11 protein-coding genes are annotated in these 15526 nt (G+C 50.0%); 5 read left to right on the top strand and 6 right to left on the bottom strand.

The window, feature by feature from the left end:
* Positions 1-167: 167 nt before the first annotated feature.
* Positions 168-1787, top strand: a complete 1620-nt coding sequence (locus O59_RS09425; RefSeq protein WP_007641936.1) for a sulfatase-like hydrolase/transferase — start codon at positions 168-170, stop codon at positions 1785-1787.
* On the opposite strand, the gene O59_RS09420 is transcribed toward O59_RS09425, so the two are convergent.
* Together O59_RS09420 and O59_RS09415 are read right to left on the bottom strand one after the other, a co-directional pair.
* On the bottom strand, positions 1784-2587 hold the full coding sequence (locus O59_RS09420; RefSeq protein WP_007641935.1) for a class I SAM-dependent methyltransferase: 804 nt from the start codon (positions 2585-2587) through the stop codon (positions 1784-1786). The two genes, O59_RS09425 and O59_RS09420, sit on opposite strands and share 4 nt — an antisense overlap.
* Positions 2588-2590: 3 nt before the next feature.
* Positions 2591-3670: a glycosyltransferase family 4 protein gene (locus O59_RS09415; protein ID WP_007641934.1), complete on the bottom strand. Its 1080-nt coding sequence runs from the start codon at positions 3668-3670 to the stop codon at positions 2591-2593.
* 158 nt (positions 3671-3828) lie between these two features.
* On the opposite strand from O59_RS09415, the gene ribA reads away from it, so the two are divergent.
* The 4 genes from ribA to O59_RS09395 are packed head-to-tail and all read left to right on the top strand — an operon-like array spanning position 3829 to position 6680.
* A complete protein-coding gene (gene ribA, locus O59_RS09410; protein ID WP_007641933.1) occupies positions 3829-4482 on the top strand; it encodes a GTP cyclohydrolase II in 654 nt (217 codons plus the stop codon).
* On the top strand, positions 4460-5173 hold the full coding sequence (locus tag O59_RS09405; RefSeq protein ID WP_007641932.1) for a RibD family protein: 714 nt from the start codon (positions 4460-4462) through the stop codon (positions 5171-5173). The genes ribA and O59_RS09405 overlap by 23 nt, the downstream gene beginning before the upstream one ends.
* A gap of 13 nt (positions 5174-5186) precedes the next feature.
* The gene (locus O59_RS09400) at positions 5187-6263 is read left to right on the top strand and encodes a zinc-binding dehydrogenase (protein ID WP_007641931.1); all 1077 of its coding nucleotides are present in this window, start codon (positions 5187-5189) and stop codon (positions 6261-6263) included.
* Between the two features lie 39 nt (positions 6264-6302).
* Complete coding sequence (locus tag O59_RS09395) at positions 6303-6680, top strand: 6-carboxytetrahydropterin synthase (protein ID WP_007641930.1); 378 nt, start codon at positions 6303-6305, stop codon at positions 6678-6680.
* A gap of 130 nt (positions 6681-6810) precedes the next feature.
* Here the strand turns inward: O59_RS09395 and O59_RS09390 are convergent, their stop codons facing one another.
* The 4 genes from O59_RS09390 to O59_RS09375 form a co-directional block, all read right to left on the bottom strand.
* On the bottom strand, positions 6811-7863 hold the full coding sequence (locus O59_RS09390) for a lysylphosphatidylglycerol synthase transmembrane domain-containing protein (protein ID WP_007641929.1): 1053 nt from the start codon (positions 7861-7863) through the stop codon (positions 6811-6813).
* The gene (locus tag O59_RS21000) at positions 7863-8981 is read right to left on the bottom strand and encodes a CDP-alcohol phosphatidyltransferase family protein (RefSeq protein WP_050977009.1); all 1119 of its coding nucleotides are present in this window, start codon (positions 8979-8981) and stop codon (positions 7863-7865) included. The genes O59_RS09390 and O59_RS21000 overlap by 1 nt, the downstream gene beginning before the upstream one ends.
* 129 nt (positions 8982-9110) lie before the next feature.
* The gene (locus O59_RS09380; protein WP_007641924.1) at positions 9111-12668 is read right to left on the bottom strand and encodes an exodeoxyribonuclease V subunit beta; all 3558 of its coding nucleotides are present in this window, start codon (positions 12666-12668) and stop codon (positions 9111-9113) included.
* A complete protein-coding gene (locus O59_RS09375; RefSeq protein WP_157152521.1) occupies positions 12668-15391 on the bottom strand; it encodes a PD-(D/E)XK nuclease family protein in 2724 nt (907 codons plus the stop codon). Before O59_RS09375 ends, O59_RS09380 begins: the two co-directional genes overlap by 1 nt.
* Positions 15392-15526 lie beyond the last annotated feature (135 nt).

The raw sequence follows: 15526 nt of genomic DNA, 5'->3' as shown, positions 1-15526 counted from the left end.
TAATGAGACACGCCTACAAACACCCGAGCCACGCTCGGGTGTTTTGTTTGCGGAGTCGGAATTGTCTGCACTGAAAGCTACTGATACAACCTTTGCTCCCGTGACTGCGTATCCATTATGCTTGGGGGATGGTTTTTTGTTCGCATCGTTACTAACGGGAGGCGCTTTTGTTTCGTTTTCAATCCAGTTTGAATATTGCTGCGCTTGTTTTGATTTTTATTGCGTTGGTTATCCCGAATCGTATTAGTGCTATTAACGCATCGTCATTTTTAGTGATCCCTCTGGAATTGTTGGTGATTGGGTTGTTGTTCCTGCTGCCGGGGCGCGTTGGTATGGCGGTGCGATGGGTCGCGGCGGTGTTATTGGCGGTGGGTGTGATTTTTACCTGTGCGGATATGGCGACTTTTAAGGTGTTCGCGCGGCCGTTTAATCCGTTGTTTGATGGTTATTTGTTGGTTAACGGCATGAATTTGCTCGATGGAACCATTGGTCGGGCGGGTGCCTTGGTGATAGCGGTATTGCTGTTGTTTGTGGTGTTGTTAATTGTGCTGGGTGCTTTTTGGATTTTGGGGCGGGTGCGGCAGTTGTTGTTGGTTTCTGTGCGTACATCGGCGGTGGTTTTAGCGGTTGGGTTGGTGCTGTGGGTGCTGTTGTTTTTTGTTGGGTCGCCATTTGCGGCAATGAAGTTTTATCAATATTTATCAGCGCATACCCATGACATGCTGACTACGGCAGCCGATATGAAATTGTTTCGGGCGCAGTTAGATAAAAGTGATGACTCCGTGCGTGCTGATGAGAATGTATTGGCGTTGTTGCGCGATAAAAATGTGTTGGTGATATTTGTAGAATCCTATGGGCGCACGGTGTTGGACAACCCCGAATTTGCGCCACATATTCGCCCCTTGCTGGCGCGCACGAGTGACGAATTAGCGGAAAAAGGTTTTGCGGTGCGCAGTGGTTTTTTAACCTCGCCGACTCTGGGTGGTTTGAGTTGGCTGGCTCACGGTACCGCTATGTCGGGTTTGTGGATTGATAACCAGATTCGCTACAACAGTTTGATGATGAGCGAGCGGCCTACACTTAATCGCGTATTTAACACCGCAGGTTGGCGCACTGTGGCGGTAATGCCCGCGATTACTATGGATTGGCCGGAAGGAAATTATTATGGTTACGACCAAATTTATGATGCACACAATTTCGGTTACGCGGGTAAACCTTTTAATTGGGTGACCATGCCGGATCAATACACGCTTGCTGCATTTCATGCGCGGGAGCTTGCTACACAATCGTCCAGCGCGACACCTACACCGGTGATGGCAGAGATTGCACTGATTTCATCCCACGCGCCCTGGACACCCATTCCGCAATTGATCGATTGGAATGCTGTTGGTGATGGCTCTGTGTTTAATGCGCAAGCGATGAGTGGTGATAGCCCGGAAGAAGTTTGGAAGGAAACAGCGCGTATCCGTTTACAATTTCGTTTGGCGATTGAATATGCGCTGGAGACTATCGCGTCTTACGTGATGAATTACGGCGATGACAATATGGTGGTGTTGGTATTGGGTGACCACCAGCCAGCGCCGATTGTTACGGGCGAAACGGGCGACATTAAAACGGTTAACCGCGATGTGCCAATCCATTTAATTACCCGCGACTCCGCATTGATAAATGCAGTGGCGCACTGGCAGTGGAGCAGTGGAATGGTGCCCGCTGCGGATGCACCGGTGTGGCCTATGAATGAATTGCGTAATAAATTTATCGAGGCATTTTCGCTACCTGAAGATTAACGCGGTAGTGCGAGCAAATCCCAATGGCCGACTGTGCAATTGCCTTCGGCCACATTGGCAATGCGAAAATTTTTCCAGTCCTCCAGCGCCTGTGCTGTTAACCCATAACCTTCACTCACGGCAGCGGCAATACCATTAATTAATTCGGTCAACATGGCGTGATCTTTTGCTGCTAATTGCCAGGGGCTGGGTTGGATGGTTACGGCATAGCCGTTATTTTCCAGTGCTTTTTGTAAATATCCGGTACAGTCCGGGCCAAGCGCGGGGCCAAAACCTTTGTCGCGGTGCTGATCTTGGTTAAATGCGGTTAGTACCTTTTCATCCAGCGGATGTGCCGGTGACCAAGTGGTTGTGCCGTCGTAATTCAGGGCGGCATAAACAGCGGTTTTGCGTGCATCGAGCCGCGCGACTAAGGCATCAATAAAAGTACTTGAGGCCAAATCAAATAAGGCGGATGCCGACACTATGTGCGCGCCGGTCAGCGGTAGTTCCTCAATGATTGTTAAATCCGCTTGATAGTCTTCAATCAAACAATTTTTGCCGTGGCGACGCAGCGCTTCATCCAATAATTTTTCATCCAGGTCCACCAGACGCCACACAATATTGTTTGCACCCAATTTACTTAGCGCGCGCAGCGTGGAGCCAGTACCTGCACCCAGGTCAACAATAATGCGGTCGGGTGATACGCGGTCTGTTGCCTGACCCAGCCAGTTCAGCGCCTGTGTTACCAATGTTTTATCGCGCGCGGCAAAATCGGAGCCTTCGCGTAAATCCAACCATGCGATTGAAAAGCTACTCATTTTTTACTCACTTTTTCCTGCCATTGATTGTATGGATGGTTGTGTGGATAGTTGCGCGCTTAATTGTTCAACTACGGCAGCGGTATCTTTCCAGCTGGGTAAATCGCGCGCCGCTGCTTGTGCACCGTGTTGTAATTTTTTGCGTGCGGCAGTATCAGCTAGCAATTCTTGTAGCGCAGCGCTGAGCGCGGAGGAATCTTGCGGTGCAACTAAAATGCCGGCGCTGTCGGGCACTACGTCGGGCACTGCGCCGGCGCGGGCAGCCACAATTGGCAAACCAAAACTGAGCGCTTCCGCAAACGCCATCCCATAACCTTCAAATAATGATGGCAGCACAAATACATCTGCTGCGGCGTATTCGCTGCTTGGTTCAGCAATGCTGCCGAGAAAAACAATGCGCTGCTCAAGCCCATACTGCGCCACTTTATTTTTTAGCAGCGATGTCCATTCCGGGTCAAACTCTGTGCCGCCCACCAGGCGCAGTGTCCATGCAAGTTGTTTAACATTCGCGAGCGCATCGATTAATACGTCATGCGCTTTGCGACGGGTCAGTGTTGCCACACACAAGAGCACCGGCGGGTTGCCGATACAGGGGGCAAAGGTTTGCGCATCGGTGCCCGGCAATGCAATCGTCATTTTTGCGGCGGGAATTGCAAATTTTTCGGCAAGAATTTTACCGGTCATTGGGCTAGTGACTATCACCGCCTTGGCCGCATTCAGTGCGCGCTGTTCGGATAAAAAAAGCTGCTGTATTTGCACACTGGATAAACCCGATTCAAGCATGAGTGGGTGATGGCACAGCGCAATAATATTTAAACGCGCGGCATGCTGCTCTGCGATAGTTTCCATCACACCGTAAGCAAGGCCATCAATCATTACCAGCGCCTGGTCGGGCAGGGCAGCTAATTGTGCGGCGGCATCGGCGAGTGCGTTGGTGTCGGGCAGCGGAAAGCGAGAGGATAGTTGCAGATGTTCAACACTGTGACCCAGTGCGCGCAACTCTGCGATCAATCGCCGGTCATAGGCATAACCACCGGTGAGGGTGTTGATATCGCCGGGAATTGCAAAATAAATTTTAGCCATTGCACTCTACTCGTTGAAAATGTCGATAAACCCACGCGCGGCAATTCTCTATTAGTGTAGGGTCTATTACCAGCGACTTGCCTTGCCTATTGCGCGACTGACCCATAAGATCACGGCCATCGTATAGAGTTTACCTCTCACTATTAAAGATTTTGTATATGCCAAATCCGTCTGTTACTCGCACTGCTGCCGCCCGCATTCCCACGCGCTATGGGGATTTTCAATTGTGTTATTACACCAATACGCTGGATAACAAAGAGCACCTGGCCTTTTACATGGGTGACCTGACTCGCGCAGAGGGCGTGTTGGCTCGTGTTCATTCAGAGTGTTTCACTGGTGATGTGCTTGGTTCATTGCGCTGCGATTGTGGTGAGCAATTGGACCGCGCGCTGGCGCTGGTGGCGGAGGAGGGGCAAGGCGTGGTGATTTATTTGCGTCAGGAGGGGCGCGGAATTGGTCTTGAGCAAAAGTTGCTTGCCTATAACTTGCAAGATCAGGGTTACGACACGGTTGATGCCAACCTTATGTTAGGCCATGGTGCCGATGAGCGAAGCTACTCGCTAGCCGCGTGTATTCTGGAGGATTTGGGTGTGCAATCCGTGCGCTTGATGACCAATAATCCCGCCAAGATCCAGGCATTACAGGCGGAAGGCATCAAGGTGGTGGCGCGTGTGCCGCTGGAAATTGCGGCCAACGCCGAGAATAAAGGTTATATGATCACCAAAGCCAAACGCATGGATCATTTGTTATTTAGTAAGCCGTTTGTTTCATCCCATCACAGTGATTTGCATGAACCTCAATCAACGAATTGAAAACTGGCTGACCCAGAATAAAAACGCGTTTCGTTCCAGCGAGCGGCCCTTCGTGACCCTAAGCTATGCGCAAAGCCTTGATGGCAGTATCGCGCTGCGCTGCGATGAACCACTCGCGTTGAGTGGTGAAGAATCGCTGCGGTTAACCCATCAATTGCGCAGCATGCACGACGGCATTTTAGTTGGCATAGGCACCGTATTAAGTGATGACCCGCAACTCACCGTGCGCCACTGGATTGGTCACAACCCGCAGCCAATTGTGTTGGACAGTCAATTGCGCATTCCAGCAAAAGCGCGCTTGTGTTGCCTGCCGGATAAACGCTGCTGGGTATTAACCACGGTAGATGATCAGGGTACCGTTATTGAAGGTTTGGAAATTACCGCACTGCAAGGCAATGCCGATGGCCGCGTGTGTTTGCAGCGCGCGTTGAAATTATTATGGAGCCGCGGCATAAAAAGTTTAATGGTGGAAGGTGGTGCTAGTGTTATAAGTGCGTTTTTAAAAGCCCGCTTGGTGGACGCACTGGTGCTCACTATTACGCCGCAATTTGTAGGCGGCTACAAAGCAGTGACTGGTTTAGGTAATCAATCGCGCGGTACATTTCCACAGTTAAAACCTTTTTTCTCTGAACGCCTGGGTGATGATTTAATCGTGTGGGGCAATTTAAATTATAGCGATCACACAGCATAAGGGATTACGCAATATGACGACTGACGCTGGCCAAAATAAACCTGTATATGCACAGCAACTCTGGTTCACCGGCATTGAACAAGTTGAAGTGCGCGAACAACCTCTCACCGCACTGGCTGAAGGTGAATTGTTGGTGCAAGTGGAATGCTCAGCGATCAGTGCCGGTACCGAAATGCTTGTATATCGCGGGCAAATTCCCAATGAAATGCCGCTTGATGCGACTATCGCTGTGTTGCGTTCCCAGCAACAAGATCAGCAGCAATATCCGCTGCAATACGGCTATGCCAGTGTTGGTATTGTTAAAGCAGTGGGTGCGGGTGTGGACGCAGCGTTAATCGGTCAACGTGTATTTGCGTTTCAACCACACGCCAGCCATTTTATCGCCACACCTGCCGCTGTTATTCCTGTTCCTGCAGACATAGCTGCGGAGGACGCCGTATTTTTACCCAATATGGAAACCGCTGTTAATTTAATTCAGGATGGCAGCCCCGCATTGGGTGAGCGCGTGGTGGTATTGGGGCAGGGCATTGTGGGATTGTTGTTGGCAAATTTATTAGCGCAGTTTCCGCTGACTCAATTACACGGGGTGGATGCAATTGCTGTGCGCCGCGAGCGTGCTTTGCAACTCGGCGTAAGTAAGGCGTTCGATCCATTTTCGACGGCAGATATTAATGCCCTTAAACAACAATTAAGGGTTGCAGAAAATAACACGGGTGCCGATCTCATTTATGAAGTGAGCGGCGCGCCCGATGCGTTAAATTTGGCGATTGAGTTAAGTGGTTTTGCAAGCCGGATTGTTATCGGCAGTTGGTACGGTAATAAAACTGCAGCGATTGCGCTGGGTGGAAATGCCCATCGCAATCGTTTAACAATTACCACCAGCCAAGTGAGCAGCCTTGCGCCGGAATTGAGTGGCCGGTGGGATAAGGCTCGTCGGTTTGAACTTACCTGGCAAATGTTGCGCAAGCTGCAGCCCAGCCAATTAATTACCCATCGCGCCCCGCTCAGTGAAGCACCAGCACTTTATCAGCGTTTGCACCAGTCTCCAGCGGAGATACTGCAAGCCATCTTTTGTTATTCACACGCTTAATCTTTTTCAATTTATTAATTTTTAGCAGGCAGGGATTTTATGTATACCGTTGCAGTGACCCGCGATTTTATCGCCAACCATTTTCTGATCGGCGGCGATTGGGGCAGTGAAAATTTTCCGCATGCACATCACTATGTGGCGGAAGTGAGTATTGAAAGCGACCAATTGGATAAACACGGTTATTTGGTGGATATTGTTGAGATAGAAGCGGCGCTGGATAAAGTAGTGGGGTACTTCCGCGATAGCCTGTTGAATGACAAAGAAGAATTTGCTGGATTAAACCCCAGCATCGAACATTTCAGTCGCATTATTAATGAAAAAGTCATCGCACTGATTCACCCACCCGGTACGGGTTCGCTCACGATCAAACTTTGGGAAAATGCCACCTGTTGGGCGGCCTATCGCAAATCGTTTTAATCTTGGGGAAGAAAAGCTAGGGTGTCTCTGAAATATTCGTCATTCTTGCGAAAGCAGGAATCCATGCTGTTGATTTTTCTGGATACCCGCGTTCGCGGATATGACGAGAAGTGAATATTTCAAAGCTTCTTTAGGTTTCAGTAATGGATTTGGTTTGTGCGTTAGTGGTATTGCTAGCGCGCAAACACGCCAACCCGACCAACAACACAATGGCATCGCGCACGCGCATGAGTGCAATTAAACCCAAGGCCGCGCTGGCGGGTAAACCCAAAGTGTGAAATGACCAGAGTACAGATGCCTCCAAGGTGCCCACTCCACCGGGCATAGGTAGCAACAGCGCCATGCGCATCGCCACTAAAATAATCAGAAAAGAATGCACGTTAGCTTCAATGCCCACCAAATGCAAAATCAAATACAGCTCACCTAATAATCCCACCCAACCGAGTACTGACAATAACAGCGCGAATGAAAAGCGAATTTTTTGTGTACGCAGTGCGGTGCGCAAATCGTCGCCCAATGACTGCCAGTGTTGATTGATGTTGTTCAAACGATGATTGTGTTGCCAGCGTGTGGCAATGCGTTCAAGGCGATTATTTATCCACTGCGGTTGTTTCACTAAAACCCACGCCAGCAAAAACATCAACCCTAAAAAAATCAGCAGTGGCAGTAGCGCTGTTTGCCAGTCGCCGATAGCGTTGTATTTGATGATGTCGTATTGGAGAGTGTCGTATTGAAGGGTGTCACCCACACCGGCAAGCAGTAATAACACTGCTAGCAACAGCACAGAAAAATTAACCCACAGCTCAAAAAACCGATCCAGCCCCAAGGACAAGAGTGCTGTGCGCAGCGGAAGCCCGTATTTGTACAGCCAATAAATTTGTAGCGGCTCACCGCCAAATTGTGGGCCAGGGGTAATGAAACTTACTGCTTGCCCCGCTTGGCGAATCAACAAGAGTTTTAACAAATTAACCGGCGCGGCCAATGCCTGGGTTAATAATTGCCAGCGCAAGCCGAGCAGCACAATAATAAGCGCGTTAAGCCCTAACCAAAAAATCCATTGCACGGCGCTGAGGGAACTAATGCTGTGTGTTATGTCGGCAAGGGGTAATTGCGCGAGTGTCCATGTTGCTAAGGCTACGGCGATTAGCCACAACAAGAGCGTAAAGAATGCGGCGCGCTGCATTAATTGTGCTCCTCGCCATCGCGGCGGGTTACCCACTGGTCGTCCCACTGCCAGAGGCTGAAGCGGCCAGTTCCCAGCAGCATTAACCACACACCACTGAAAATAATAATTGCCGTAATTGCATCAACAGGTTTATCGCCCTGCAATAAAGCAACTAACACCACTACCAGCAACGCCCCTACACGGCCAGCCAACCCAAAAAAAGTCATGGCTACCGCAAGAAATAAAATAATTGGTAACCAAGTGAGCGATAAAACGTTGTTGCTGGTTATGAACAATAAAAATGCAATAGCTAATACCAGCCGTAACAATGGTTGCAAACTATTGTGGCTAATCTGCGCGAGGCGATTAAAAAAGTGGCTATTAGTTGTGTTGGATTCAATGCGGCCACTCACCACTAACCAATCCACCATAAAACCAAGCAGGATTGGCAACATAAACGCGATACCGATAATTAGTGTCAGTGGTGCCTGAAAGCAGGGTAATAAAATAAACGCGATAAACCCCATTTGAAAGCCCGCGAGCGTGCGGCGTAACATGCTGGGCATAAGTGGATAAACCGGTAAGTTATGTGTGCGCCGCCAGTACAGCCCCCACACAAAAACATAATAGGCTGCGCTTACCAATAAAAAACTCCAGTGAATTTTTCCGTAACCCACTGCTAATAACGGCGCAACCACTAACCCCAGCGCGTCATACACCGTATCCAGCTCAGTGCCCAATAAACTCGTTTGTTTGCTGCGCCGCGCTACAAATCCATCCATGCGGTCCAGAATTGCTGCCAAGGTATACAACGCACCTGGAACCCAAGCCATTAATCCCGCAGCTTGCGGTTGAAACAAAAATCCTCCGGTTAATGCAATCAATCCACCGCGCAACAAGGTCAACCGGTTCGCCCAACCCAGAGTGGGGTAGAGTGGAGCACCTTCACTTGCGCGGTTCAACTCCAACCGCTGCCATAATTGCCAACACACATAAAACCATAAACAGTCCGCAATCAGTAACCATTGCAGCGCATTGAGCGCGGTGAACTGTTTAATGCTAAAGAACACCGCCAGCAGCACCGCCATACCCACTAAAATGGCCAGAAGTATTTCGTGTTTTACAGGTGATCGCATGGAGAGAGTCATCGTTAAATATCAGAGATACCATCCTATACGTGAAGGCGGGTTTTTTGGAACAAAAATAACGCTGTTACCAATCTATTAAATGAACCTGACCCCTGAGCTTTCGCTCGGGGGTTTTACTTACACCGTTTCAACTAACCTCCCCATACTCACTAAATAAAGTGCTGTTTTGATTGGATGGGGTTCTGTTGCTGCTAGCAGTTTTTGGTAACGCAGTAATTGCTCTTTATAGGTTTCCATTTCGCGTGCGATAAAAGTTGTTTCAGTTTCGCCACTTTCCGGTTCACTGCTTTTGTAATCCACTATCCATCGTATACCCTCAGCGACGAAAGTGCGGTCGATGATGGATTCGCTTACGTCTTGTTTGTTTTTTTGCATCAGCGAGAGTTCGCAGGCGCTTTGTTCGTGGTCGCAATTGAGCAACCAGCGGCCTTGTTCGCTGGAGAGGGTGGTGTGAATGGCTTGGGCGATTTTTTGCAGGGCGCGCTGTAAATTGTCGCCATGCCAGCCGAGTTGTTGTAGTTGGATTTTCCAGAAAGGTTGTTGTTGGTTGATAAATACATCAGCGGTAATAGATTCACTATTGGTGACGAATTTATTTTCGACCAGTGCTTGCAGTGCACTGTGAATCACCGTGCCGGTGTGACGCGCGAGGCGGGCGGCGGTGGTTTCCACTTCGGGAATATTTAATGGATTTTCAGTTGTGGTTTCATCACTCCCTGATGGAGTGGCACCGAATTCGTGGCCGCGATAGCTGTGCAGCAGTGTTACGTCATTTAATCTGGGTGCTTGCCAGGTGGGAACAAGGCGCAGCAAATGTTGCAAACCCGGTTTGCGGTCGCTGCTGCCTGTTTGGTTATCACTGGTGGATTTGCACGGAATAAGTTGTGCGCTTTCGTTTACAAACGGCCAAATACTGTGCAGCAGGGATGCTTTGGCGGGCGCGATTAATTCATCGTCTTTGGTGTTGATACAGGCAATTAAATGCAAACGTTTGATGGCGCGAGTACAGCCTACGTATAACAAGCGGGTTGCTTCAAACGCTTGTTGTTTATCTGCCTCGCGGCGCATAAAGGTGTAGAGGCGGTCCTCTTCTTTGCCGGTAGCGGCGAGTGAGCCGAGCAGTAATTGTTTTTCGCCGTGATGGTTAATGCGTTCTTGCCAGAGCAATAACTGTTTGTCGTCCTTACGTGCGCTGCGATCCAAGCCGGGAATAATGACCGTATCAAATTCCAATCCCTTGGATTTGTGAATGGTCATTACTTGTAGTTTCGGGTCGGCATCGGCACGCGGTGCAGCAAATAAACGCTCAATGGCGTTATTAAATACTTGCCAATCGCGAATGCTGCCGCCTTGTTGGTGTTTGTCCAGCAAGGTAAAAAAGCTGTTGATATTATCGCGGTCGTTTTCATCCAGCAGTGTGGCGGGGCCGCCCAGAGCAAACCACACGCCTTCAATCCATTGACGCAACGATTTACGATATTTTTCGGTTAACGCCTGCTGCAATACCGGCACTACGCGTGCAAGAATCGTTTTGCCTGCAGTGCTGAGTGAAACTATTTTTTCAAAATTAACCAGCTGCGGCCAGACTACCGCAAACGCATTGTCATTCAGGCGTGGATTAACGTCCGCTAAATTTGCCGTGGTAAGCGCGTGCAGGTCGTGATTATTTAAGCCGCACCAAGGCGCGCGCAGAATGGCTAGCCATGCGGTGCGGTCGGCGGGGTTTAATAGTGCGCGGGTGAGCGAGAGTAAATCCACAATCGCCATGCGGCTGGCGAGGCGATCAATTTCCGTGGCTTGGTAGTGCAAACCGGCGGCGGTGAGCGCAGGCAAAATGCGCGCGAGATGATTGCGGGTGCGCACTAAAATCGCAATGCTACCTTCGGGGTTGTCGTAGCGTGCTTGTTGTACCAACTCGACAACTTTAACGGCTTCCTGCTGCTGTGCGTGCACGCGTGATGATGGCTCGTCGCCGTCATCGCTCTCACTTTCATCGCTGCTTCTGCTGTAAGTATTTTTAGTTTCAGATGAATAAGTGCACGCGTAGAACTGCACCGCATCACCTTCCAGTTCGGATTTAAACGCAACGGACGGCGAATAACTGACGGCGCCGCGGCTGATGTCGTCCTGCGCGGGAAAGGCGTTTTGAAAAATACTATTAACCCAATTCACTACACCGGCTTGCGAGCGGAAATTCACCTGTAGATCCAGCGCCGTTAAATCTACCGAACCTATGCCTTGTTGGCGTGCATCCAAAAATAAACCCACATTGGCGTTGCGGAAACCGTAACAGGACTGCATGCCATCGCCCACAATAAATAACGTACGGCCATCACCGGCTTGCCAGCCACTGGTGAGTTTTTTCAATAACTCAAGCTGCGGGCTGGCAGTATCCTGAAATTCATCCACCAAAATATGGCGAATGCGATAGTCCAATTGCAGCGCGAGATCCGTGGGCGATTCTTCATCACCCAGTGCGACTAATGCGGCCTGGCTGATAGCGGTGTAATCCGTTGCGCTCTGCTGCTTAAATACCAGTGTTAATTGCGCAACTAAAATCGGCAAAATACTGGTGAGGCTATCGAGCAACTGCCATTGGTGATCGGCGTAGTGTGGTGGTGGCAGATTGCGTACTTCTTGTAATAATTGTTCAGCGTCAGGCGCCGTGTCGGTGAGGGCGGCAATTAATGCACTGAATTGGTTTTTTAATTCGGCATTTTCTTTGCCAGCGGGAAAGCCTTCTGCTTTGGTCAAGCGCGCACGAAACGTGCCGCCGTTGGTGAGCAGTAAATCGCAAATAGCTAGCCACTCATTAATGGCCTCTGGTTCGACTTCTGGCAAGTGAGTGATGCCCAATAATTCGTGAATGCGATTTTTGCGCTCGCCTTCCTCTTGTAAATTAGTCGCTGCACGATCTGCAATTGCACAGAGTTCGCTGGCGTGAATAACCAACGCGTTATAAACCTGTTCCAATTGTTCGCGAATCACATCCTGCAAGACGGCTTGCAAATAAATGCGCGCCTCTTCATGGCGCGCCTGCAGCAATACGCCCAACCATTGTTCGCGTTTGCCCAACAACCCGGTTAATAATTTTTCTACGGCGGGAAGGTTGTTATCCAAATGGCGCAGCAGGCGAGTTAAGTCCACGCGTAACGGCGTGTCCTCTTCTAGTAATTTAAATAATTCGCGCACTGCTAATTGGTAAGCTTGTTCGGCATCTTCCAGTGTGTCTGGCTGTGCGCCTATACCGCTGGCGAGGGGCAATTGTTTGGTGATGGAACGACATAAGCTGTCGATAGTTTGCACGCGCAAACGCTGTGGGCTGTGCAATAAATTCCACTGTAATTCTTGATCGCGCTGCAATACCTGTTGCGCAATTTTCCAGGTGCGCAATACATGGGGGTCGCTGGGTTCGGGTGAGTCGGCGGCTTGCCAGAGCGCCTGCATAATGCGGTCTTGCATTTCACCGGCCGCTTTGCGCGTAAAGGTAATCGCCAATACTTCTTCGGGTTCATCGCAGGTCGCGAGCAGCGTTAATACGCGTTGGGTAAGCAAGCCGGTTTTACCGGAACCGGCGGGCGCTGAAACTGCAAATGAGGTTTGTGGATCGAGCGCATCAATACGAACTTGTTGATCAATTGGTTGAGTGATAGGTTGGTTAATGATGATCGACATTACACCGCTCCTTGCTGACGTTGCATATACGCGGCGAGTGCATCAGCTTCCAGCAAACGGTTGAGCGGTAATAAGTCTTCGGCATATTGGGCGGTGGTTGGGTTTTTCATATCGACGCGGGCATCACCCTGAATAAAATCCTGTGCGAGTTGTTGTAAATTGTTTTTCCATTCGTGCAATTGTTCATCCCAACTTTGTTTGCCGGGAAAGATGCCATCGTGTGTGACATGCAATTCGCCGGTGCCAATCCACTGCATGGCTTTGGCATTGATTTGGGCAAAGGCGATGGCGGCAATTTCGCTGCTAGCAGTCACGGCATAGAGTGGCAACTGCGGTTCATCCAATCGTTCGCCTTGCCAGCTGGCGGCTTTGGGTTGACCGGTTTTGTAGTCGATTAATATCAGTTCGCCAGTGGTTAATTTATCAATACGGTCGATACGCAATTTCAGCGGTAAACCGGCAAAGGTAATCTGTACTTCTTCTTCAATCGCGATCACGGTAAAGGGCGGACGCATTTTTTCTTGCGCTAACCAATCTGCTAACAGCGCACTCAAGCGTTCTTGTTCCAGTTGTGCGTAATAGGTTCCAACGGAGGTGCCGCGCTTTTGTTTGAGCGCGTCAACCGCTTGTTGTGTGGCATTGTTAATTAAGGTGGTGAGTGAGGCTTCATCCAGCGCGACGAGTGCAGCGTGATTATTTAATTCGCGCCAAATAGTGGCTAGCGCTTCGTGTAATAAGTTGCCGCGTTCAATCGCTGAGAAACCGGCAACGGGTTCCTCAATTCGTGCTGCACCCAAACGCAAACGTGCAAAGGCATTAAACGGGCAGGCGGCTTGTTCTTTAAATAAGTTTGCACCGCCGCGCACCGGTTCTTGCGTAATATCCAGCGCGGGTGCATTTGTGCAATCCACCAATTCCCAGGCTTTACTTTGTGCCAGCAGTGAATAATTTTCCGCGCTGGCAGTTACATGGCTGTGAATCAGTTGCGCGGGTGGTGTGAGTGGTAAATGGCGAATTAAGGCGCTGGGGCTGAGTTCACTGTCGTCGTCACTGTGGGCCGAGCTAAAAATCACCTGCGCTGCACACTGTTGGTAATGGGCGGTGAGTGCGCGCGCAAATTCCAATTCCCGTTCGGCGCTGGCGTGAGGCATTTTTTTAGTGCGCTGTAAATTGCTGGGCAGCAGTGGGTTGGGGGCTGGCACCGGCGGCCATTGGCGATGGTGTAAACCCATCACCCAGCAGTGGCTGAATTGCAAACCGGCACCTTCGAGTGCGCCGAGAATTTGAATCGGTGAGTTGGGTGTTTGCGCCTGAAACGGTGTTTTACCGGCGATACTGCGCAGTTGCTGAATGGCATTGCTGTAACTGAAATTAATGCCGGTGCCATCCAACTGCAAAAAATTATCCAGCACTTGATTCCACAGCGTGAGCTGCTGGTATTCCTGGCTGTCTAACCGGCGCGCTCCGGGCCAGCCGAGTAATTGCAAATGCTGCTGGAAAAAATCACACCAGTATTCGGCGCTGCGAAAACCAAAACTTTGGCGACGATAATTTTCCAATTGCACCAAGCGGGTAATCAGATTGGAATCGCTTTCAGGTATTGCTAATTTGCTGGTGAGTTTTTGGCAGTGGTAACGTAAATCGCTCAAACTAATAGTGAACTTTCCAAGCTTGCGCAGGGTTTGGATCAAGTGCGCACGCAAGACTAATTCTTTTTCGGCATCGCCAAAAAAAGGCGAGAGTAGCAAATTACAAATGCTCTCCAAATCCCAGGAGGATTTTTGTAATTCGAGTAAGTCCAGTGTGGCCGCAATAATCGGTGTAGTCGCGAGTGGTGTACCAGCGGAAAAGTTAAACGGCAATGTGTAGCGCGGTTGATCGGGCAGGGCGGCGAGCGGTTCAAATACATCAACAAATATTCGTTCAACTTGATCCCGGCACTGGCCGAGGTTGGGCACGATAATGCCAATCATCGCCGCCGGGTTTTGCTCCAGCTGTTGTTTGCTCCACAGCGCCGCCGCACGCATTTCTTGCTCAGTGGTATTAAGCTCGGTGCGCTGCAACTGACTGGCATTATTGAGCGGTTTGATGCTGGTTAATTCATGACAGGCGCTGTTGATGAGATCCTGATGTTGCGGGGGAATATCATCAAAACCGGTAAGCCAAATCATCGCTTCTGGCTGTAATTCACCCTGTTTAAAGGCGGCGATCAAAATTTGATTCGCCATTTCCTGAGTAATAAAACCGAGTTTGCTCAAGCGCGCGCGAAAATCACCCAGCCAAGTCAGCCAGCAATAGCTATTGCTTTGGGGATTGAGCATGGGTTCGGCGGTGCGTACATCCTCTTCATTTAATTGCCAGAGTTCGAGGTTGCGCAAAGCACTGTCTGCCGCTTGCGCCAGCGGTTCGGCTTGCAGCAATGCCTGGGCGAGGGAGGATTCGCCGATAATTTTTTCCCACAGGGTTTGACGTTGCAGGTTGCTGATTATGCGCTGCGCCGCTGGACTATAAGCGCGCCTTTGCAACAGCTCCCATTGGGATCCAAGCCACTGGCTGAGCGAATAGATGCGTGGCGTGGGCCAGACCAGGGTGCTATTACTTGCCTGCCATTGCCCGTAGGCGCGCAGCATATGGTTGCGCAGGCGATTGTTGGCAGTGATGATTAATTGATCGCGCGCAATCGCGCTCAGGTAGGGCGTAATGTCGAAATAGGTATCAACCATAATGATGTTTGCCTGAGCCATGTAAACGGTAGCAAGAAAAAGTAAGCGGCATTATGGCACCGTGACTCTTTCTTGTGTGGTTTGTTGGCGGGTGTAAAGTTTGGTTATAAGCCCTTGTCGCACAAGGAGTTAACT

This window comes from Cellvibrio sp. BR (assembly GCF_000263355.1).
In the GTDB taxonomy this organism is placed as follows: Bacteria; Pseudomonadota; Gammaproteobacteria; order Pseudomonadales; family Cellvibrionaceae; genus Cellvibrio.
The sequence above is the reverse complement of the archived record's forward strand: the minus strand, read 5'-3'. Positions and strand labels throughout refer to the sequence as shown.